At 71.7% G+C, this 18,998-nt stretch carries 20 protein-coding genes; 9 read left to right on the top strand and 11 right to left on the bottom strand.

From position 1 onward, the window contains the following. The first annotated feature begins 15 nt into the window (after nt 1-15). From BKK80_RS33930 to mbnC, 4 genes are all read left to right on the top strand, one after another. Nucleotides 16-645, top strand: a complete 630-nt coding sequence (locus BKK80_RS33930) for a phosphoribosyltransferase (RefSeq protein ID WP_071022023.1) — start codon at nt 16-18, stop codon at nt 643-645. A 181-nt stretch (nt 646-826) separates the two neighbouring features. Next, on the top strand, nt 827-919 hold the full coding sequence (gene mbnA / locus BKK80_RS36855; RefSeq protein WP_083384345.1) for a methanobactin: 93 nt from the start codon (nt 827-829) through the stop codon (nt 917-919). A gap of 63 nt (nt 920-982) precedes the next feature. Then, complete coding sequence (gene mbnB, locus BKK80_RS33925) at nt 983-1,852, top strand: methanobactin biosynthesis protein MbnB (RefSeq protein ID WP_071073033.1); 870 nt, start codon at nt 983-985, stop codon at nt 1,850-1,852. Beyond that, nucleotides 1,842-2,456, top strand: coding sequence for a methanobactin biosynthesis protein MbnC (gene mbnC, locus BKK80_RS33920; protein ID WP_084545871.1), 615 nt, complete (start codon nt 1,842-1,844; stop codon nt 2,454-2,456). Before mbnB ends, mbnC begins: the two co-directional genes overlap by 11 nt. 26 nt (nt 2,457-2,482) lie before the next feature. Here mbnC and BKK80_RS33915 read toward each other — a convergent pair whose 3' ends face one another. From BKK80_RS33915 to BKK80_RS33905, 3 genes are all read right to left on the bottom strand, one after another. After that, the gene (locus tag BKK80_RS33915; RefSeq protein WP_071017801.1) at nt 2,483-3,685 is read right to left on the bottom strand and encodes a methanobactin export MATE transporter MbnM; all 1,203 of its coding nucleotides are present in this window, start codon (nt 3,683-3,685) and stop codon (nt 2,483-2,485) included. Between the two features lie 3 nt (nt 3,686-3,688). Then, complete coding sequence (locus BKK80_RS33910; protein ID WP_071073031.1) at nt 3,689-4,654, bottom strand: MbnP family copper-binding protein; 966 nt, start codon at nt 4,652-4,654, stop codon at nt 3,689-3,691. A 76-nt stretch (nt 4,655-4,730) separates the two neighbouring features. Then, nucleotides 4,731-6,794 (bottom strand): TonB-dependent hemoglobin/transferrin/lactoferrin family receptor, encoded by a 2,064-nt coding sequence (locus BKK80_RS33905; protein WP_071073028.1) that lies wholly within the window; start codon nt 6,792-6,794, stop codon nt 4,731-4,733. 546 nt (nt 6,795-7,340) lie between these two features. Here BKK80_RS33905 and BKK80_RS33900 point away from each other — a divergent pair. Further along, entirely contained in the window at nt 7,341-9,338 is a 1,998-nt protein-coding gene (locus tag BKK80_RS33900; protein ID WP_071073026.1) for a TonB-dependent receptor, read from the top strand. Between the two features lie 23 nt (nt 9,339-9,361). On the opposite strand, the gene BKK80_RS33895 is transcribed toward BKK80_RS33900, so the two are convergent. Together BKK80_RS33895 and BKK80_RS33890 are read right to left on the bottom strand one after the other, a co-directional pair. Then, nucleotides 9,362-9,649, bottom strand: coding sequence for a DUF1840 domain-containing protein (locus BKK80_RS33895; protein WP_071017807.1), 288 nt, complete (start codon nt 9,647-9,649; stop codon nt 9,362-9,364). 209 nt (nt 9,650-9,858) lie between these two features. Continuing rightward, nucleotides 9,859-10,647 (bottom strand): helix-turn-helix domain-containing protein, encoded by a 789-nt coding sequence (locus BKK80_RS33890; protein WP_083384348.1) that lies wholly within the window; start codon nt 10,645-10,647, stop codon nt 9,859-9,861. Nucleotides 10,648-11,056: 409 nt separating this feature from the next. Between BKK80_RS33890 and BKK80_RS33885 the strand changes: the two genes are divergently transcribed. Continuing rightward, the gene (locus tag BKK80_RS33885) at nt 11,057-12,334 is read left to right on the top strand and encodes a PAS domain-containing sensor histidine kinase (RefSeq protein WP_418235909.1); all 1,278 of its coding nucleotides are present in this window, start codon (nt 11,057-11,059) and stop codon (nt 12,332-12,334) included. Then, nucleotides 12,331-12,975, top strand: coding sequence for a response regulator (locus BKK80_RS33880; RefSeq protein WP_071073024.1), 645 nt, complete (start codon nt 12,331-12,333; stop codon nt 12,973-12,975). The genes BKK80_RS33885 and BKK80_RS33880 overlap by 4 nt, the downstream gene beginning before the upstream one ends. Nucleotides 12,976-13,040: 65 nt before the next feature. Here BKK80_RS33880 and BKK80_RS33875 read toward each other — a convergent pair whose 3' ends face one another. Continuing rightward, complete coding sequence (locus tag BKK80_RS33875; protein WP_071017811.1) at nt 13,041-13,700, bottom strand: SagB/ThcOx family dehydrogenase; 660 nt, start codon at nt 13,698-13,700, stop codon at nt 13,041-13,043. A 216-nt stretch (nt 13,701-13,916) separates the two neighbouring features. Here BKK80_RS33875 and BKK80_RS33870 point away from each other — a divergent pair, with 216 nt between their 5' ends. Next, nucleotides 13,917-14,759 carry a universal stress protein gene (locus BKK80_RS33870; RefSeq protein ID WP_071017812.1) on the top strand — a complete coding sequence of 281 codons (843 nt, stop codon included), beginning with the start codon at nt 13,917-13,919 and terminating at the stop codon, nt 14,757-14,759. Between the two features lie 114 nt (nt 14,760-14,873). Here BKK80_RS33870 and BKK80_RS33865 read toward each other — a convergent pair whose 3' ends face one another. From BKK80_RS33865 to BKK80_RS33850, 4 genes are all read right to left on the bottom strand, one after another. Next, the gene (locus BKK80_RS33865) at nt 14,874-15,350 is read right to left on the bottom strand and encodes a CBS domain-containing protein (protein WP_071017813.1); all 477 of its coding nucleotides are present in this window, start codon (nt 15,348-15,350) and stop codon (nt 14,874-14,876) included. A gap of 304 nt (nt 15,351-15,654) precedes the next feature. Beyond that, nucleotides 15,655-16,479, bottom strand: coding sequence for a universal stress protein (locus tag BKK80_RS33860; protein WP_071017814.1), 825 nt, complete (start codon nt 16,477-16,479; stop codon nt 15,655-15,657). A 112-nt stretch (nt 16,480-16,591) separates the two neighbouring features. Beyond that, complete coding sequence (locus tag BKK80_RS33855; RefSeq protein WP_071017816.1) at nt 16,592-17,014, bottom strand: Hsp20/alpha crystallin family protein; 423 nt, start codon at nt 17,012-17,014, stop codon at nt 16,592-16,594. A gap of 56 nt (nt 17,015-17,070) precedes the next feature. Then, nucleotides 17,071-17,736, bottom strand: a complete 666-nt coding sequence (locus BKK80_RS33850) for a BON domain-containing protein (RefSeq protein WP_071017818.1) — start codon at nt 17,734-17,736, stop codon at nt 17,071-17,073. A gap of 239 nt (nt 17,737-17,975) precedes the next feature. Here BKK80_RS33850 and BKK80_RS37275 point away from each other — a divergent pair, with 239 nt between their 5' ends. Continuing rightward, a complete protein-coding gene (locus BKK80_RS37275; protein WP_236903883.1) occupies nt 17,976-18,371 on the top strand; it encodes a TraR/DksA family transcriptional regulator in 396 nt (131 codons plus the stop codon). A 49-nt stretch (nt 18,372-18,420) separates the two neighbouring features. On the opposite strand, the gene BKK80_RS33840 is transcribed toward BKK80_RS37275, so the two are convergent. Continuing rightward, complete coding sequence (locus tag BKK80_RS33840) at nt 18,421-18,972, bottom strand: hypothetical protein (RefSeq protein ID WP_071017820.1); 552 nt, start codon at nt 18,970-18,972, stop codon at nt 18,421-18,423. Nucleotides 18,973-18,998: the final 26 nt, after the last annotated feature.

Raw genomic sequence — 18,998 nt, 5'->3', positions numbered from 1 at the left:
GAAGAGGGGCCGAAGATGCGATTCGTAGACAGGCAGGACGCGGCCGCGCAGCTGGCCGATGCACTGGGCCACTACCGCGGGCAGCGTGCCCTGGTACTGGCCCTGCCGCGCGGCGGCGTGCCGCTGGGGCGCGTGCTGGCCGACGCGCTGCAGGCGGACCTGGACGTGGTGCTGGTGCGCAAGCTCGGCGCGCCGGGCGACCCCGAGTTCGCGCTGGGCGCCGTGGCCGAAGACGGCTGGACCTATCTGGCGCCCTACGCCGAGCCCACTGCCGGCAGCGCTTACCTGGAGCGCGTGCGCGCCGAGGAACTGGAGCGCATCCGGCAGCGGCGCGCGCGCTATACGCCGGGCCGTGCGGCGGCACCCTCTGCGGCCGGCCGCGTGGCCATCGTGGTGGACGACGGGCTGGCCACCGGGGCCACCATGATCGCCGCGCTGCACGCCGTGCGCGCGCAGGCGCCGGCGCGGCTGGTATGCGCGGTGCCGGTGGCAGCGCCCGATGGCCTGCGGGAGGTGCAGGCGTATGCCGACGAGGTGGTCTGCCTGTACGCGCCGGCAGGCTTCCAGGCGGTGGGGCACCACTATCTGTCGTTCCCGCAGGTCAGCGACGAGGAGGTGGTGGACTGCCTGGCGGGCAGGGCCTGACAGCGCACGGGCCGGAGGCGATCGGGGTTGCGGCAATCCGTCACGCTGCGCCGGAGGGCGCCACTGCTTATGCTGTGGACGCTCCTGCACGTGCGATATGGCGCGCAGGGGCTTGCAGATATTCCCAGTCCCAACCCCAACCCCAACCCCAACCCCAACCCCGACAGCAAGAGGAATCGACATGAAGATCCGTATCGCAAGCCAGCAGACCATCGAAGTCCCCGGCCGCGCCGGCGCCTGCTGCGGCGCCTGCTGTGCCGCCCTGGGTGCCTGACGGCACCGGTGCAACGGCGCCCGCGGTGCGGGCGCCGCCCTTCCTCCGTTGCGCTCCCGACCCATGCTGATCGGCTTCAACTACACGCTGGGCAGTACCTATCCCTTCGTACGGCAGATGGCTCAGGACGGCGAGATCGACTACTGCGAACTGCTGATCGACAACTTCCTGCAGGTCCCGCCCGCCGAACTGGCCGCCGCCTTTCCCTGCCCGCTCGGCCTGCACATCATGTTCTCGCGCTTCCTCGAGAACGACCAGGCCGCGCTGGAGGCGCTGGCGCAACGCCTGCGCGACTACATCGCGGTGCTGCGCCCGCTCTATGTCTCGGACCATGTGGCTACCTTCACCCACCAGGGCCGCCACCTCTACCACCTGGCCGAGGTCGACTACCGCGCGGGCTATGCCGCGCTGCGCGCGCGTGTGCAATGGTGGCAGCAGCAGCTGGGCGTGCGCCTGCACCTGGAGAACTACCCCTCGCTGCTGCCGGGCGGGCACGATGCACCGGACTGCTTCACGCGCCTGATGGACGATACCGGCTGCGGCCTGCTGTTCGACCTCTCCAACGCGGTCTGCGCGCAGCGCAACTGCGGCCTCGCGCTGGATGCCTGGCTGCCGGTGGCGGCGCGTGCCAGCCATTTCCACGTGGCCGGCTATGGCGAATCGATGCTGGCGCCGAAGCTGGCGCTCGATACCCATGACGCCGACCTCGCCGACGACACCATGGCCTGGCTGCGGGCGCTGCGCCCGCTGATCGACGCGCCCGGCCATACCCTCACCTACGAGCGCGACGCCGCCATCGATGCCGCTGCGGTGCGCGCGGAGGTGCGGCGCCTGCGCGCGCTCTTTGCCGCCGACCCCGCTCCCGCCGACCCAGATCGCGACCCAGATCGCGACCTTGATGCCGACCTTGATGCCGACCTTGATGCCGACTGACATTCACGCCACCCGGCCGGCGTATGCCGTCCCGCCACGCACGGTGCGCACTGATGCCGAACTGCTGCCGGCGCTGAGCGTGCCGGCGCTGCAGTCGGATTTCGCGCGCGAGTCCGCCGCCTTCGTGCGCATCGATACCAGCCTGCGCGCCTACTGGCACACGCTGTTCGACGTCTGTCCCGCGCTGCTGGAGCTGTCCGGCCCCGACGGGCTGCGCATTTTCCGCCCGTTCATGGCCTGGGCCGAGGCGCAGCGGCTGTCGCTCGGCTGGAGCGTCTACCTCTGGGTCTACCGCTGGCTGTGCCAGTCGGAATTCGCCGCGCGGCTGCCGCCCACGCTGGCCGAGACCCTGCTGGCCGCCTCGGCGGCGCGCTGGGCCGCGGTCGATCGCGGGCGCCACGCCGGCATCGTGCTGGCCGACGCGCAGGCAGCCTCGCCTGTGCTGGTGGCGGGCTGGAAATGCGCCAGCGTGGACGGCGCGCGCCGGGTCGAGCGCATCGCGCTGGACGAGCCGCTCGACGCGCCGCCGGACCGCTTCGGCCATTTCCTCGTGCCCGGCTTCACGCTCGACACCTTTCCCGGCTGGATGGCGGTGCCGCGCTGAGGCGGCGCGCCGGGCCGACCGCCGCCTCAGCGCGCCGCCGCGCCGCCGGCCGGCCACGGATCGGCCAGGCGTGGGTCGGTGAGGAAGCCGTGGTCGGTCAGCGCTTCGAGGAAGGCCACCACGTCGTCGAGTTCCTGCGCGCTGAGCGTGAAGCCTTCGATGAACTCGCTGCGCAGCGGGCTGGGGCCGTGCGGGCCGCTGGCGGCGCGGCCCTGGATCGCATAGTGGTCGCGCAGTACCTCGCGCAGCGTGGCGATGGAACCGTCGTGCATATAGGGGGCGGTCACCGCGACGTTGCGCAGCGAGGGTGTGCGCATCCTGCCCTCGTCGGCGGGGTCGCCGGTGAACTCGCGGAGGCCGTGGTTGCCGGCCGGATAGCCACCGTGGCCGTCCCGGTTGTAGAGGCCGGTGTTGTGGAAGCCGGACTCGGCATCGGCCAGGCGTGCGTGCAGGTTGTTGTCGGTGAAGTTGAAGCCGCCGTGGCAGTGCGCGCATTCGAGCCGCTCGCTGAAGAACAGCGCCTCGCCGCGCTTGGCGGACGCGCTGATGGCGTCGGGCCGGCCGCCGTACTTGTAGCGGTCGTAGGGCGCATCGAAGCTGAGCAGCGTGCGCTCGAAGGTGGCCAGCGCGCGGCTGATGGTGGCCAGCGAGACCAGGTCCGGCGTGCCGGCGCGTTCGGGGTAGGCGGCGCGGAACAGCGCCGGGTAGCGCGGGTCGGCGCGCAGGGTGTCGAGCAGGCGCGCCTCCTGGCCGGCCATGCCCATTTCCACCGGCGTCTCGCCGAACAGCGGCACCAGCAGCTGGCGCTCCAGCCGCTTGAGGTTGGGGTTGGCCCAGGTCAGCACCGGCAGGTAGGCCACGTTGCCCAGGCTCATCGCATTGCGCACGCCGGGTGTGCCGTGCACGCCGAGCGGCAGCTGGCGGCCGTCGGTGAAGGCGCGCGCCTGCAGGTGGCAGCTCGCGCAGGCGATGCTGCCGTCGGCCGACAGGCGCTTGTCGTAGAACAGGTGGCGTCCCAGTTCGGCTTTGGCGGCCGACATCGGATTGTCGGCCGGTACCACCGGACGGGGCATCCAGTCGGGCAGCGCCCAGCGGTAGTCGTCCGCGGGGGTGGCGGCCGGGGTGGCGGCGGAGGTGGCCTCGGGTGCGGCCGCTCCGGTCAGGCCGGCCAGCGCGACCACCACCGCGGCCGCCAGGGCCAGGCCGGTGCGCAGGCGTCGCATCGGCATGGCTCAGCCGCGCGGCGCGGCGCGGAAGACGCGCTGCGGCAGCGCCGGCTGGCCGTCGAAGGGCAGGCCGAAGGCCGGCATCACGAAGCGGCAGTCGGCATCGTCCGGGCCGGCCATGCAGCCGGGCGCGCTGTCCGGCGCGTTGACGTCCACGTCGGTGTCGCGCAGCAGCGCGGCGAGATCGAATTCGACCTGCTCGGTGGCTACGTCGAAGGCGTCCAGGCGCACCGTGACGCGGTTGGGCCGCGCGCACGAAGACGGCGCCGCGGTGGCCGCCGGCGACACGCAATCCGTGCTGCCCAGGTGGATGGGGAAGCCGGCCGCGCGGCGGCGCGGTGCGGCCGCCGGCACGGGGGCGGCGTCTGCGGGAGGGGCGGTGCCGCCCCGTGCCTGGCCGCGCGTGGCCATGTCGATCTTGACGAACTTGTAGCCGGCCTGCCAGCTCCAGAACATCGCGCTCAGGTTCAGCGGCGGCGGCGCCACGGCAGGGTCGCCGTGGTTGAGGTCGGCCGGCACGCCCAGCGTGAACTGCAGGCCGCGGTAGCGGCCCGCCGGCACGTGCCCGGTGACGGCCTCGTGCAGGCCGGCGTTGCCGTTGCGGCAGGGACCGCTGCCGTCCTCGAAGTCGAGCAGGGCCACGTCGCGGTACTGCCAGCGGCCGTCCTGCTCCAGGCGCAGCGGCACGTCGCGCCCGTCCTCGTCGAGCAGCGCCACCGACGACACGTAGAAGCGGAAGTCGGATGGCGTGATGCGCGAGGCCGTGCGGCCGATGCCGTCGTAGCCGGCGCCGCAGCGGAACGGCTGCGCGCCGACACGCGCGGCGAAGCGCACCGCCACCGGGACTTGCACCGGCACCGTGCCCTCCGCGCCCGCGCCGGGTAGCTGCGCCGGCAGTGGCGCAGCGCAGGCGGCCAGCAGAAGAAGGGGCGCGGCGGGAGGCAGCAGGCGGATGGCGGGACGGGGCAGCATGGCATGGCCTCAGCGGATGTCGGGAAGCGGCGCCCGCTGGCGGGCGCCGGGGAAGGCGGGGCTCGCGGCGCGGCGCTCAGAAGCTGGCGCTCAGCGCGATCTTGAAGTTGCGGCCCGTGTCCGCGGTGTAGGCCACCGCGTTGCCGGACTGGTAGGGGAAGTAGCGCTTGTCGAACAGGTTCTCGATGCCGACGTCCAGGCGCAGCCGGTCCTTGACACCGGGCGGGGTCCAGCTCGCGTAGAGGCTGTGCACGCCATAGCCGGGGCGCCGCCGCAGCAGCGTCGAGTCATAGTCCTGCGCGGCCACCAGGGAGCTGGTCCAGCCGAGCGTGGTGCGCCAGCGCGGCAGCGCCTGGCGCAGCGTCAGCACCACCTTGTCGGGTGGCGAGTACAGGTAGCCGCCGTTGCCGTCGTCGGTGGTGCGCACGCGGCTGTAGGCCGCGCCGAAGCTCAAGCCGCCGGACTGGTACAGGCCTTCGACCTCGGCGCCGCGGCTGGTGGCATTGCTGACGTTGCGGTACTGCGTGATGGTGCCGACGCCGGCGAAGGGCGCGGTGCGCGCATAGGTGCCGATCACCGTGCTCGCGATCAGGTCCTTGATCCAGGACTGGAACACCGAGGCGCGCAGCCGCGCGCTGTCGCCCGCCGCCAGCAGGTCCCTGCCCTGCAGCGAGCCGCCCAGTTCCAGGGTACGCGCGGTCTCGGGTTTGAGGTCGGGGTTGGCGGCGAAGTTGAACAGGTAGTGGCGGCCCGACAGGTTCTGGAAGGACTCGCTGATCGACGGCGCGCGGTAGGCCTCGCCGAAGCTGGCATACAGCTTGCCGCGCGCCGCCGGCTGCCAGGCCAGCGTCAGCTTGGGCGAGACATGGCTGTCCGCCGCGCTGTTGGCGCCGACGTCGGTGTCGTAGCGGTCGGCGCGCAGGCTGGGTGTCAGGCGCCATGGCTCGCCCAGGCGGATCTCGTCCTGCACGAAGGCGCCGTAGACCTTCTGCGCGCCGTTCGGGATCACAGGGTTGGCCGCGCCGGCGCTCGACGCGTATTGCTCGTCGCGGTAATAGTCCAGGCCGTAAGTGATGCGCTGCCCCACCACCTCGCCCGGCAGCGCGATCGAGTGCTGCAGCGAGGCGCCGGTGGTGGTGGTCACGTTGGCTGTCACCGGCAGCGAGGAGACGGATGGATTGGCGTCCGCGCTCAGGTTGAGGCGGGTGCGATACAGCGTGATGTCGAGCTCGGGCCGGCCCTCGGTGTCCTTGAGCGTGCCCTTGAGCACGGTCTGTTCCTGGCTGACGCGATTGTTCTGCACCGGCACCGTCGACGACGTGCCCAGGCTGCTGTCGGCTTCCGGATTGTTCGGGCGCAGCGTGCCGCTCTGATAGGACAGGTGCGACAGCTCGAAGCGCAGCCGCCCGGTCGGCTCCAGGCCGAGCTTGAACAGGCCGCTGCCGGTATGGCCGTCGTTGGGCGACAGCAGCGTGCCGCCGCCCTGGCGGATGGGTCCGGACTCCGCGTAGCCGAAGGCCGCCAGCGCATCGAGCGGGCCATACTGCCCGTAGGCGCGGCCGTTATAGTGCGGCGAGCGGTCGGCCGAGGTGTAGCCTGCGCGCGCGTCGCCCCCGGCCGCCTGGCCGGGGGCGAGCAGGTCGCGCGCCGACAGCGTGCGGAACACCATGGCACCGCCCAGCCCGCCGCTGCCATACAGCGAGGAGGCGGCGCCTCGCATCACTTCCGTGCCGGCGAGGAAATAGGGGTCGAGGTAGAGCGGCGAGGTGATGCCGGCCGCGCCGTTCTGGCGCGCGCCGTCGATCGTCAGCGTGATTTCCTTGCCGGTGAAGCCGCGGATCGAGGGGATCTCGCCGGCCTGGCGCGGACCGCCGCCGAAGTCGACGTTGGGCAGGGTGCCCAGCACGTCGGATACCGAGTCCGCCTGGCGTTCCTCGTAGTCGTCGCGCGTGACCACGCTGACCGAGGCGGCTGTGGCCGACAGCATGTTGCCGGTACGGGTGGCCGACACCACCACCGGGTCGAGGGTGGCCGCGGCGCGCTTGCCCCCGTTCTCCTCGGCGGCCAGCAGCGGCTCGCTGCACCATGCCGGAGCGAGCGCGGTGCCCAGCGTGCAGGCCAGCAGCACATGTCGATTCATCGCGGTCCTTCCTCCTTGGCGTCTTGTCTTGTCGCGCGGCCGCAGCCTGCGGGCCGCCCGCGCTTCATTTTTTTCGGCGCCACTTTATCGGCGCACGCTCGCAGACACGATGTGGCATTTGGCCGCGCCGGCGGTCCCGCGTCGATCTGTCGCACGCCGCGCGGCGGTGGCGGCCGCTAGAATCGTCCGGCATCCGCGGGATGCGCCGCGCATCGGCCGGCGCCGCCCGACTTCCGTCCCGCGGCCTATCGTTCCCGCCCCTGCGCAATGCCACCTGACCGATCGCGCGCCGACCGGCGCCGGCGCCATGCCGCCGCCCCCGCGGCACAGGCGTCTTCCTCGCCGTCTCCATCCGCCCCGCGTCCCGCGGCCCGCCTTTGCGCCGTTCCGGCCGCCCCGAGGGGCAGGCCGCGCCGCCGCTGGCTGGCAATCGGCACCATCGCGCTGGCCGGCGGCGCCTGGGCCGGGACCGGGGCCGGCGATGGCGACGCGGCCGGCGGCGCCACGGAGGTGGCGGCCGAGGTGGCGGCTGAAGGAGAGCGCGGCGTGGCGAGCGGCAAGGCGGGCGCGCGCCGCGGCGCCGACGCGCAGCGCGCGGACTCCACGCTGACGCTCGGCGGCGTCACCGTGCAGGCCAGCCGGAGCGGCAAGCTCTCCACGCGCAATGTGCTGACCTCGGTCGACGTGCTCGGCGCGGACCGCATGGTCGACCAGAGCGTGGGGTATGCCTGGGAACTGTTCGGCCAGATGCCCGGCGTGCTGCTGACCGATTTCAACCAGGGCACCACCTCGGGCAAGCTGTCCTTCCGCGGCTTCAACGGCGAGGGCGAGATCAACGCGGTCAAGCTGCTGATCGACGGTATCCCCAGCAACAGCAACGATGGCAACATGCCCTTCATCGACGGTGTGTTCCCGCTCGAGATCGCTTCGCTGGAGACGGTGCGCGGCACCAACGATCCGCGCTACGGGCTGCACAACATCGCCGGCAATGCCGGCATCCAGACGCTGCAGGGCGGCAACTATGCGCGCGGGCGGGTCGGCTACGGTAGCTTCGGCACGGCCGATACCGAAGCGGTGGCAGGCTACGACAACGGCAACCTGGCGCAGAACTATGCCTTCGGCTACCGCCGCAGCGATGGCTGGCGCGACCACTCGCGCTATGACAAGCTGGCGCTCTCGGGCAAGTGGTTCTTCACGCCGGACGACGGCAGCTGGCGCGTGGGCGCGATGGCGCGCTACTACAGCGGACACGCGCAGGAGCCCGGCTATCTGACCGGGGCCGACGCCTACACCCGCCCGTCCGCGTCCTACGCCTTCAACAGCACCGACGAAGGCACGCGCGAAACGGGGCAGTACAGCCTGCACGCCGACACCGACCTCGGTGAGACCGTATCTTGGGCCAGCAAGATCTACCTGAACACCTTCCGCGACCGGCGCTACGTCACCTACTCCGCCAACGTGTCGCAGCAGGAGCGCTTCGCCGACGAGCAGCAGTTCGGCGCCAGCAGCGTGATGACGTGGCGGCCCCGCCTCGAGCCGTCCTGGCTGCGCGGCTTCGCGCTGGAAGGGGGCGTGGACATGGAGCGCCAGCATAACCGCAGCCTGCGCTACACCACGGTGGCCCAGGTGCGCACGGCGCAGACGCGCGACCAGGCGTTCGATTTCGACGTCTATGGCGCCTACGTGCAGGCCGTGCTGCAGCCGCTGCCCGCGCTCAGGCTGGTGCCGGCCTACCGCGTCGACGTGATCCGTGGCGGCTTCGCCAACGGCCTGAACGGACAGGACTACGCCATCAACGACTACGGCACCATCGGCCAGCCCAGGATCAGCGCGGTGCTGGCCGTGGCCGACGGCTACAGCCTCTACGGCAACTGGGGCCGCACCTTCCAGGCCGGCACCGGCGCCGGCGCCTACAAGATCCCGCCACGCACCGCCGACCTGTCACCGTCGCTCAACGACGGCTGGGAGGCCGGGGTCAAGTTCCGCCCGGCCGCGTGGCTGGAAGGGCGCGTCGCCTACTGGGAGCAGTTGGCCTCCAATGAGGTCAAGCGCAAGCTCAACGATCCGTCGGGCGACTACGACAACCTGGGCAAGACGCGGCGCCGGGGCGTGGACTTGCAGGCCAATCTGCGGCCGATGGCAGGGCTGAACCTGTGGTTCGCCTATGCCTTCCAGATGGCCCGCATCGTCGATCCGGGCCCCGGCGATGGCGTCACCGCCGGCAAGCAGATCGACCACGTGCCCGACCGCATGGTCTCGGCCGGGCTCGACTACCAGGCCACGCCCGCGCTGCGCCTGTCGCTGTGGGGCAGCGCGCAGAGCAGCTACTACCTGGAGAAGACCAACAGCACGGGCCGCTACGGCGCCTATGCCTTGCTCAACGCCGGGCTCGGCTACCGCCTCGCCAAGTCAGTGATGCTGGACCTGCAGGTCAAGAACCTGGCCGACCGCTACTACGAGTACGTGTGGAACGACGGCACGCAGAACCTGCATTCGCCCGCTCCCGGCCGCTCCTTCCAGGCCACGCTGACGGTTGGCTACTGAGCGCGGGCAGGCCGCGCCCGTGCTCAGATGCCCCACAGGATGTCGGCCTGCTGCCGCCGGGCGGCGCGCAACATGTCGAGGAAGGGGTAGGCGCGCCGCGACAGCACCGCGCTGCGGCGCGCGTCCGCGAGCGGCGCCTCGCCGCCGTGGCCGAGCGCGCTCTCCAGGCGCTCGATGGCGCCCGGAAGCTCGTCGGGGCGGATCACGCCGCGCTCGCCGATGCGCTTGCCGACCAGGCCGAGCAGGTATTGGGCGAGGTCCCGGGGCAGCGTGATGTCCGGGGCGGCCTTGCTGTGCAGGGTGAGCAGCATGTCGACTCCTTGTCTTGGCGGGCGGCGCGTGCCGCCGGATCGTTCGATGGCGTGGCGTGGCGGTGCGCCGGCGCGGGCAGCAGGGCCTGCGCGGCGGACCGTTGCCTGCAAGGTAGGCGGCCAGGCTTAAGCCTGGCTTAAGAGGAGCCGGCGTCGCGCGGCGACGATGCGATGGGCGACGCTGCGGGGCCTGGTGAAGGCAGCCCCGGCTACAGCAGCACGCGCAGCGCTGCGGGGTCGAGCAGGGTGATCGACTTGGAGCGGACCTGCACCCAGCCCTCGCGCTGGAAGCGCGACAGGATGCGGCTGACGGTTTCCAGCTTGATGCCGAGGTAGCTGCCGATTTCCTCGCGCGTCATGCGCAGCGAGAAGGCCGTCGACGAATAGCCGAGCGCGCGCAGCCGCGCCGACAGGTTGAGCAGGAAGGAAGCGACGCGCTGCTCGGCGGAAAGGCCTGCCAGCAGCATCGCGTGCTCGGACTCGCGCACGAGGCCGGCGCTCATCACCTTGAGCAGGCGGTGCTGCAGGTCGCGCGTCTCGCGGCACAGCGCCTCCAGCACGCCGAAGGGGATCACGCACACGGCGCTGTCTTCCAGCGCGACCGCATCGCAGGTGTGGGTCTCCGAGTCGATGCCGTCCAGCCCCAGGGTCTCGCCGGCCAGGAAGAAGGCGGTGACCTGGTCGCCGCCGCCGGGCGCGGGCACCACGGTCTTCATGGTGCCGGCGCGCAGCGTGTAGACGCTCTGGAAGGCGTCACCGGCACGGAACAGGTACTGCCCGCGCTTGACCAGGCGCCAGGTGCGCCCGTCGGCGGGCGCCGGGCGCGCCTGCCCGCACATGCCGGAGCAGACGCCTTGCAGCATGCAGCGGTTGCAGCGCGCGGCGCCGTCCGGGCCCGGGGCGGCGCTGTCCTCGGTGCCATGCGCTGGCTGCGGGCGGTGCGACGGCAGGGAGATGGGAAAGGTATCCGCGCTGACGTGGGGGCAGGTATCAAGCATGTCGGTATCCCTGTGGCTGGCTCGGGCGCGCGCAGCAGCGCGGCAAGCCCCGGTGGGCTGCCCGTCCGCGGGCGCGCCGGTGATCTGTGAATCCAGTATTCCACCGGCGCGGCGCCGATCCAATCAGGCTGCGCTGAATCGGCTGTCATCCGCGCGAAGAGAGATGTCAGGTTTCCCTGACGGGGCGGGAAGCGACGGGACGGGGCGGGAAAGGGCCGGGCGTGGCGACAGGGCAGGCATCCTGGCTACGGCATCGCCCGGGAAGGGGAAGGCATGCCGGATGTGGATCATGCGGCGCGGGTGGAGAGGGTCGGCCATCTCCTCCGAGCGGTGGAGTTTCCAAGTCGGCAAAACTCGCCTAACGTATCTCATGCCCCCGCCAAGGCATTTTTCCGCCCCCTTCCCCCGCATGCTGCGTGGTCATTCCTCCACTTCTTCGGATCCAGCCGGGCGTACCGCACCGAAGCTGGCGGCCTGCGTTGCCGCTATCGCTGCCGTTGCCGCGATGGCCGCCGCGGCGCTGGCGGCGCGGCGGCGCACGGTCCGGGTGCCGCTACCGGTGCCGGACGGCAAGGCCGCGGCGGGCGCCGCCGCGCTGGCCACCGAAAGCGAGGCCCGCCTGGCCGGCATCATCCGCTCGTCGATGGAGGCCATCATCACCGTCGACGAGCAGCAGTGCGTGGTGCTGTTCAACCCGATGGCGGAGACCCTGTTCGGCTGGAAGGCGGAGGACGCCCTGGGCCGCCAGCTCGGCGATTTCATCCCGGCGCGCTACCGCGCCGCCCACGAACGCCATGTGCGCCGTTTCGGCGTGACCGGCGTCACCGAGCGGCAGATGGGACAGCAGCGCACCCTGTACGCGCTGCGGCGCGACGGCGTCGAGTTTCCCATCGAGGCCTCCATCTCGCAGACCCCGGACGGCGGCGGCAAGCTGTACACCGTGATGCTGCGCGACACCACCGAGCGCGTGCTGGCCGAGCAGGCGCTGCGCCGCTCGCGCGAGGAACTGCAGCAGCTTTCCGACAGCATCCTGGCCGCGCGCGAGGAGGAGAAGCGGCGCATCGCGCGTGAACTGCACGACGATCTCGGGCAGCGGCTGAGCGCACTCAAGATGGATCTCGCCATGCTCGACGAGGACCTGCGCCAGACCGCCGCCGCCGATGCCGCGCGCGCGCAGATCGCCGCCATGCAGGCGGTCATCGACGAGACCGTCGGCTCGGTGCGGCGCATCGCCGCCGACCTGCGGCCGGCGCTGCTCGACGAGCTGGGACTGGTGCCCGCCATCGAGTGGCTGGCCAAGGACTTCTCCACGCGCTATGGCATCCGCATCGAGCCGCACGCGCTCGGCGACGAGGTCGAGGTGCCCGAGCGCACCGGCACCGCCGTCTACCGCATCGTGCAGGAGGCGCTCAACAATGTCGCGCGCCATGCCCACGCGACGGCCGTCGAGATCGCGCTGGTACGTGCCGGCGACTGGTACCAGCTGACCGTGCGCGACAATGGCTGCGGCTGGGACGGCAAGATGCCGGAGCGCGGCAGGCGGGTGTCGTTCGGCCTGCTCGGCATCCGCGAGCGCGCCAGGCTGATCGGCGGCAGCGTGGCCATCGCGCACACGCCGGGCGCGGGCTTCGGCCTGACCGTGCGCTTCCCGGCGGTGGCGGGCTGCGGCGAGGAGGAGCACGCATGATCCGGGTGATGATCGCCGACGACCACGCCGTGGTGCGCGACGGCCTGCGCCACATCCTGGAACGCGCTGGGGGCTTCGAGATCGTGGCCGAGGCGGCGGACGGTGCCGAGGTGCCGCGCCTGGCCAGGGAAAGCGAGCCCGAACTGCTGCTGCTCGACCTGTCGATGCCCGGGCGCAGCGGGCTCGAACTGATCCGGCTGCTGCGCGCCGAGCGTCCCGCGCTGCGCATCCTGGTGCTGACCATGCATGCCGAGGAACAGTACGTGATGCGCGCCTTCCGTGCCGGGGCCGCCGGCTACCTGACCAAGGAGAGCGCGGCGATGGAACTGGTCAATGCCATCGCCAAGGTCGCGGCGGGCGGCACCTATATGAGCCAGGCGATCGCCGAGAAGCTCGCCACCGGCCTGCAGGAAGGGCTGGAAGCACCGCACCTGCGCCTGTCGGACCGCGAAATGGAGGTCTACCGCCGCCTGGTCGCAGGCGAGGCGCTGGTGGACATCGCCGCCGCGCTGTGCGTGAGCGCCAAGACCGTCAGCACCTACAAGATGCGCATCATGGAGAAGCTCGAACTGGCCAACGACGCGGCCCTGGTGCGCTACGCGATCCGCCACCGCCTGTTCGACGAGGCCGACGATCTGTGAGGCCGCCGCGGTGCGCTGCGGCCGGGCGCTTCTTCTCTTCTCCCCCTCTCCTTTCCTTTCCTCTTCTACTGCACGCCGTTGCCCGTGGTGTAGCCCACCGTCTGCGCCAGCAGCGGCACCTCGTCCTCGTTCAGCGACAGCGCCTCTGCCAGCAGGCGCTGGTTCAGCCAGCCGCGCACCACGGTACCCAGCCCGCACGAGGCGCAGTACAGGTAGACGTTCTGCGCGATGGCGCCCGCCGCGATCGCCGGGAACACTTCCTGCCCCGGCTTCGGCAGTCCCTGCAGGCGTGCGCGCCGGACCACATAGATCAGGTCGAGCGGCGCGGTGGCGACGAAGTCCTGGTAGCCGGTCAGGTTGCGCGCATCGACCGCGCGCTTGAGCACCAGGGTATGGTGCAGCGGTTCGTAGCGGTAGACGCCGGTCGGCAGTGCCACATAGATGTCGATCTCGTTCAGGCCGTGCGCCGACGGCGCGGTGCGCCCGCCGGTATCGCTGCGGTTGACGCCGCCGGCGGCCCACAACAGTTCGCCCAGCCGCGCCAGCGGCAGCTCGCGTGCGGCGAACTCGCGCGTGCTCTTGCGTTCCCATAGCGCGCCCATCAAGGGCAGGCCGGAAGCCATGTCGGGCGCCGGCAGCGCGATGGTGCGCTCGGATTTGCCGCGCACCGCCTTCGGCTCCTTGCCGGCGAGCGGTTGATACGTGAGCGACTTGACCTCTTCCATGCTTGTCTCCTGGACCCGTGGCGGCAGCGGTGCGCCAGGCGGGCCTGCCGCGTGCCGCTCCGTTGTCCAACTTAGGCCATCCCTGCCGGCGGGGCTTGATGGGCGTCAAAGGACAGGTGGCGCGCCATCTTGCGCTGGGTCAAGCCGCGGCCGCGGGGGCACGCTACAGTCAATGCAGCCGGCGCTGCGGCGCCCTGTCTTCACAGGAGCCTGAACATGCCTTACTCGACCATCATGGTGCTGCTCGACAACAGCCGCAGGGCCTATCACCGCCTGGAGATCGCCACCCGGCTGGCGGCCGCGCAGCGGGCCAGGCTGCTCGGCCTGCCGCTGATACCGCAGCCGGACCCGGGCCTGGCCCTGCTGCGCCAGCAGGATCGCGGCTTCATGGATGCCCTGCAGGCGCGCCACGAGGCGGCCATCAGCCAGATGCGCCATGCTTTCGAGGGCGCCGCGGACGAGGCGCCGGTGGCGGTCGAGTGGCGCGCGGTGGCAGGCGATCCGGCCGACGTGGTGCGGCGCGAAGCCTGCCTGGCCGACCTCGTCGTGGCCGGGCAGAGCGATCCCGACGACGACGAAGCCTGGATCGGCGAGCGCTTCGTCGAGTCGTTGCTGCTGGGCTGCGGCCGCCCGGTGCTGGTGGTGCCCTATGCGGGCCGCTTCGCCAGCGTCGGCGCCACGGTGATGGTGGCGTGGAGCGGCACCCGCGAAGCCACGCGCGCGCTGCACGATGCGCTGCCGCTGCTGCGCCTGGCGCGGACCGTGCATGTCGTCTGCGCGCCGCACGATGGCGGCGCCGCGCGCGAGCGCGAGGCGCCCGGCGAGCACGCCGTGGCCAGCCTGCGCTACCACGGCATCGACGCCACGCTGCATACGCTGCCCGGTGTCGCGGGCGATGCGGCGCTCGGCGAACTGCTGCTGTCGCGCGCCGCGGACCTGGGCGTTGACCTGCTGGTAATGGGGGCCTACGGCCACGCGCGCATGCGCGAGGTGGTGCTGGGCGGTGTCACCCAGACCCTGCTGGGCGCGATGACGGTACCGGTGTTCTTCTCGCACTGAGACCGGGATGCCCGCGCGGGGGCGCAAGGCGCCGCCCGCCGCCGGCAGGTGGTGGCAGGCGGTGGCAGGTGGCGGCCACGAACGAACGCGCTACAGCTACAGGTACAGAACGCGCTACAAGCGGAACGCGGGCGTCGCCGCCATCTCGCCGGGCAGGCCGTTCTCGCTGCGCTCGCGCCGCAGCACGTTGGACACCATGTCCACCTCGGCGCTCAGCGAGCGCACCGCATCGTCCAGCGTCAACAGTCCGATCACGGCGGATTCGCCATCGCGCACGGCCAGCCGGCGCACGCCGTGCGCCAGCATGCTGCGCAGGGCGTCGCTGACGGCGGCGTGGCGTTCGGTGGTGATCACCCCGGGCGTCATCACGCAGGTGACAAGGGCTTCTCCGCAGGCGGGCAGGTCGGCCAGGCCATGCACCACCATGTCGCGGTCCGTGACCACGCCCAGGATGCGCTGGTAGGGCCCGTCCTGCTCGGTGACGAACAGCAGCTTGGCGCGGCGGTCGCGCATCAGCTGCGCCGCTTCGCGCAAGGTACAGGTCGCGGAAACGTGGTGCAGCGCGTGGGAGCACACTTCGTCGACTCTCATGGGTGGCTCCTGTTATCGGTGCGGGGTCCGGATTCACTATATGGTGGCCGTGCCGCGCCACCTTGATCGAACGCAAGGGCGGTGTCGGCGCACTCACGGCGACCGGCGCCAAGCGCCGCGGACGGGTCGGCATGCTCCCGTCCCAGCCCGCCTTCGCCGCGCTGACCGCATGCCGGCTCGGCATCGGCCTGTGCGCGCTGTGCGGATCAGGGCGGCGCGGCCGAAGATTCCGGCGACGCCGCTGCCGGCGCCGGTCAATGCGCATCAATGCGCATCAATGCGCATCAATGCGCATCAATGCGAATCAATGCGCCATCAGCACCGGCACCGTCATGCTGGACAGCAGCGCCTGGGTGACACCGCCCAGCACCAGCTCGCGCATGCGCCCACGTCCGTAGGCGCCCATCACGATGAGATCGGCACCGAAGTCGGCGGCACGCGACAGCAGCAGTTCGCCGACGCCGGCATCGGCCAGCGGCGGCGAACGCTCCAGTGCGGCCTGCACGCCGTGCAGCGCCAGCGCGCGGCAGGCGTGTGCCGGCGGTGTCGCGCTGGCACGCAGGTCGCCCGCGCACAGCAGCAGGGCCTGCGCGCCGGACAGCAGCGGGATGGCGTCATGCAGGGCACGTGCCGCTTCGCGGCTGCCGTTCCAGGCCACGATGGCGCGCGTACCGATGGTGTCGAAGCGGCCGGCGCAAGGCACCACCAGGACCGGCCGGCCCGATTCGAGGATCAGGGATTCGAGGAACTGCGGCCCGACATAGCCCTCCGGCTCGGAAGGATCGGTCTGGCCCGCCACCACCAGTTCGGCCTCGCGCGCTTCGCGCAGCGCCGAGGTGACGGCGTCGCCGTCGGCCTGGCGCCACTCCGATGCGATCGGCAGCGCGTCGACGGCGGCGTGGAAGGCCGCCTCGGCGCGTGCGCGGGTGGCGTCGCGGCGCGCCATGTCTTCCGCCATATAGGTCTCGGCGCCTTCCATCATCGCGTACCAGGCGGGATCGGGTTCGAAGGCGGCGTACAGGCCGATCAGCCTGGCCTGGGCAGCCTGGGCGAGCCGGGCCGCGAGTGCCAGGCGCAGGCTCGAACGCGCCGAGCTGTCGAGATGGACAAGGATGCTGGCTGGGCGCATGGCGGATCCTTCAGGGCGATGCGCGGCGCCGGCGCACTCGCGCGCGCCGGCGGCCGACAGCAGGAAGCGGCAGGAAGCGGCAGGAAGCCGCGGGAAGCGGCGTGCGCGCGCCTCAGCGTATCGTGATGCGCTGCTGCGGCGTGGCTTCCTTCTTGGGCAGTACGACCTTCAGCACGCCGTCCTCGTAGCTCGCATCGACGCTGCCCTCGTCGATATTGCTGTCGAGCGTGAAGGCGCGCTGCATGGTGCCGGCGTAGCGCTCGCGGCGGATCACGCGCTCGCCTTCCTTGGTCTCGGAGGCGCGCTCGACCTTGGCCGAGATCATCACCGTGCCGCGCTCCACCGCGACCTGGATGTCCTCCTTCTTGGCGCCGGGGATTTCCGCCACCACGGTGTAGGCCTTGTCGGACTCGCTGACATCGACCTTGAACGGCATGCCGCTGTCGGCGCTGCCGCGCAGCGCGCGCAGCATGCCTTGCATCACATCGCCGATCGGCTCGAGCGAGAAGGGATCATGCAGTCGGATATTGCTCATCGTTCTCTCCTGGGAAGACAGGCGGCGCAACGCCGCCTTGCAGATGCGCGACGGATTCAGCGGTGCGCCGCCGGCGCGCCGTTCACGCGCAGTTCATCGATCACGTTGACCACCCCCGGCGCGGACCAGGCGGCGCCGACCGTGGCGTCGCGCTCGGCCAGGGAATCCACCTGCCCGCTGAGGGTGACCACGCCATGCTCCACGCGCACATCGATGTGGCGGGCCTCGCGCTGGGCGTGGCGGCACAGGGCGGCCTCGATGCGGCGGGCGACGTCGGGCGGCGTCATGCGCGACTGGACGGTCAGGTAGTTGTGCAGGCCGGTGACGCCGCGCAGATGGCTCACGGTGCGTTCGGCCAGGGCGCGCTGGTAGCCCCACTCGACCTCGCCGCTCAGCGTGATCCAGCCCTTCTCGACGCGCACCTTGATGGCGCCGGCGGGCAGGTTGGCCTGCCACTGCAGCGCCGCGTGCGCGGCCTGGGCCAGCGCTTCGTCGCCGATCGCTTCGCCCGGGCGCACTTCGAGCTGCACCACCACACCGCGTACGCCCGCGACGCGCTCGGCGGCGCGTTCCGCCGCCAGCTTCTCCGCGTGGCTGCGCAGGTGGCCGCTGAGCGTCACGATGCCGTCGTTGACCTCGACGCCGATGGCGGCGGCGTGCACCGCCGGCTCCCATTCGAGTTCGGCGCTGACATCCTGGTGGAGCTGGGCATCCGTCTTCATGTCGTCCTTCCTCTGCGTTGGCCGGGCCTGTTCGCAATATAGGCGGCGCGCCGCGACCGGCTTTGACCTGGCGCAAGGCCGCGGTGGCGCGCGCGGAGACAATCGGAGACAGGGCGGATGCCGCGCGCGGTCCGCCATCGACGAGGCAGCCGGACAGGCGAGGGGGCACGATGACAACAGCGGAAGGCAGGGCCTGCACGGGCACGTGCGGTGCCCTGTGCAAGGGATGGCGGGGAGAGGTGGCGACGCGCCTGGACCAGGCCGAGCAGCGTGCGCTGGCGCAGTGCGGCGGAGCCGGGGCCGGCGCGGTCCCGGTGGAAGCGGCGGCCGGTCCGGCCGACCAGGTCGACCGGATCGAGCCGACCGACCAGACCGACCAGACCGACCAGGTCGACTACAAGGACCTGGCCGGCCGCGCCGCCTCGGCGCAAGTGAGCGAGGCGGCGCAGGCGCACGCGCGCCGCGAGCTGGCGGAGATTGCCGCGGCGCGGGCGCGGCTGGCGGCGGGCGACTACGGCATCTGCGCGGACTGCGGGCAGGGCATCCCGCAGCCGCGCCTGCTGGCCTGCCCGACCGCGCGGCGCTGCCTGCCCTGCCAGCGCCAGCACGAGCGGCTGCGGCCGGGCCGGCCGTAGGCGTGGCGGCGGCCTCCGTGGCGCCGCCCGGGTGGCACGGGTGCAGGACTCAGGCGGCTTCGCTGCCGGGGTCCTTCACCAGGCCGATCTCGCGCAGGTAGGACGCCAGCGCCGCGTGGTGCGTGGCCAGGGTGCGGACGATGCCGCTCAGGTCGTCGAGCGAGTAGGCGTCTTCTTCGGCGGCGCGCGCCGGCGCCGGCTCGCCGCCATCATCGGGCACCTCGTGCAGCGCCACGATGCTGCGCGGCAGGCCGAACACCCAGGCGGGCTGCAGCGAGCCCGGCAGGCGTCCCGGCGCCCAGCGCGCGTGGGCAATGTCGTGCAGCAACTGCCGATGGGTATGAGGCACCAGCAGGTAGGCGTGGATCCGGTCGAAGCGGTCCACCGGTACGTGGCGGCAGCGCAGCAGGTCGAGCAGCGCCTCGCGCTGGGCGCCGAAGTCGAGCCGGCGCACGAGCAGCATCACCGCGGTCGGATCGGCGCCGCTCAAGGTGGCGATGGCCTCCTGCATCAGCAGTTCATAACGCGCGAACCACTGCGTGACGGCACCGAACAGGCGCAGGTGTTCGCTGCCCAGGCAGCCCAGGTCTTGCGTGGACATGTCGGTTTCCTCCTGTGCGCGCCTGG

The organism is Cupriavidus malaysiensis (genome assembly GCF_001854325.1).
Classification (GTDB): Bacteria; Pseudomonadota; Gammaproteobacteria; order Burkholderiales; family Burkholderiaceae; genus Cupriavidus; species Cupriavidus malaysiensis.
Note: the sequence above shows the minus strand (reverse complement) of the source record. Positions and strands in the feature narration are given on the sequence as shown.

Coding starts and splice junctions, on each gene's coding strand:
- BKK80_RS33930 (WP_071022023.1), top strand. CDS start 16: ATGCGATTCGTAGACAGGCAGGACGCGGCCGCGCAGCTGGCCGATGCA.
- mbnA (WP_083384345.1), top strand. CDS start 827: ATGAAGATCCGTATCGCAAGCCAGCAGACCATCGAAGTCCCCGGCCGC.
- mbnB (WP_071073033.1), top strand. CDS start 983: ATGCTGATCGGCTTCAACTACACGCTGGGCAGTACCTATCCCTTCGTA.
- mbnC (WP_084545871.1), top strand. CDS start 1,842: ATGCCGACTGACATTCACGCCACCCGGCCGGCGTATGCCGTCCCGCCA.
- BKK80_RS33915 (WP_071017801.1), bottom strand. CDS start 3,685: ATGCCGATGCGACGCCTGCGCACCGGCCTGGCCCTGGCGGCCGCGGTG.
- BKK80_RS33910 (WP_071073031.1), bottom strand. CDS start 4,654: ATGCTGCCCCGTCCCGCCATCCGCCTGCTGCCTCCCGCCGCGCCCCTT.
- BKK80_RS33905 (WP_071073028.1), bottom strand. CDS start 6,794: ATGAATCGACATGTGCTGCTGGCCTGCACGCTGGGCACCGCGCTCGCT.
- BKK80_RS33895 (WP_071017807.1), bottom strand. CDS start 9,649: ATGCTGCTCACCCTGCACAGCAAGGCCGCCCCGGACATCACGCTGCCC.
- BKK80_RS33890 (WP_083384348.1), bottom strand. CDS start 10,647: ATGCTTGATACCTGCCCCCACGTCAGCGCGGATACCTTTCCCATCTCC.
- BKK80_RS33885 (WP_418235909.1), top strand. CDS start 11,057: ATGCTGCGTGGTCATTCCTCCACTTCTTCGGATCCAGCCGGGCGTACC.
- BKK80_RS33880 (WP_071073024.1), top strand. CDS start 12,331: ATGATCCGGGTGATGATCGCCGACGACCACGCCGTGGTGCGCGACGGC.
- BKK80_RS33875 (WP_071017811.1), bottom strand. CDS start 13,700: ATGGAAGAGGTCAAGTCGCTCACGTATCAACCGCTCGCCGGCAAGGAG.
- BKK80_RS33870 (WP_071017812.1), top strand. CDS start 13,917: ATGCCTTACTCGACCATCATGGTGCTGCTCGACAACAGCCGCAGGGCC.
- BKK80_RS33865 (WP_071017813.1), bottom strand. CDS start 15,350: ATGAGAGTCGACGAAGTGTGCTCCCACGCGCTGCACCACGTTTCCGCG.
- BKK80_RS33860 (WP_071017814.1), bottom strand. CDS start 16,479: ATGCGCCCAGCCAGCATCCTTGTCCATCTCGACAGCTCGGCGCGTTCG.
- BKK80_RS33855 (WP_071017816.1), bottom strand. CDS start 17,014: ATGAGCAATATCCGACTGCATGATCCCTTCTCGCTCGAGCCGATCGGC.
- BKK80_RS33850 (WP_071017818.1), bottom strand. CDS start 17,736: ATGAAGACGGATGCCCAGCTCCACCAGGATGTCAGCGCCGAACTCGAA.
- BKK80_RS33840 (WP_071017820.1), bottom strand. CDS start 18,972: ATGTCCACGCAAGACCTGGGCTGCCTGGGCAGCGAACACCTGCGCCTG.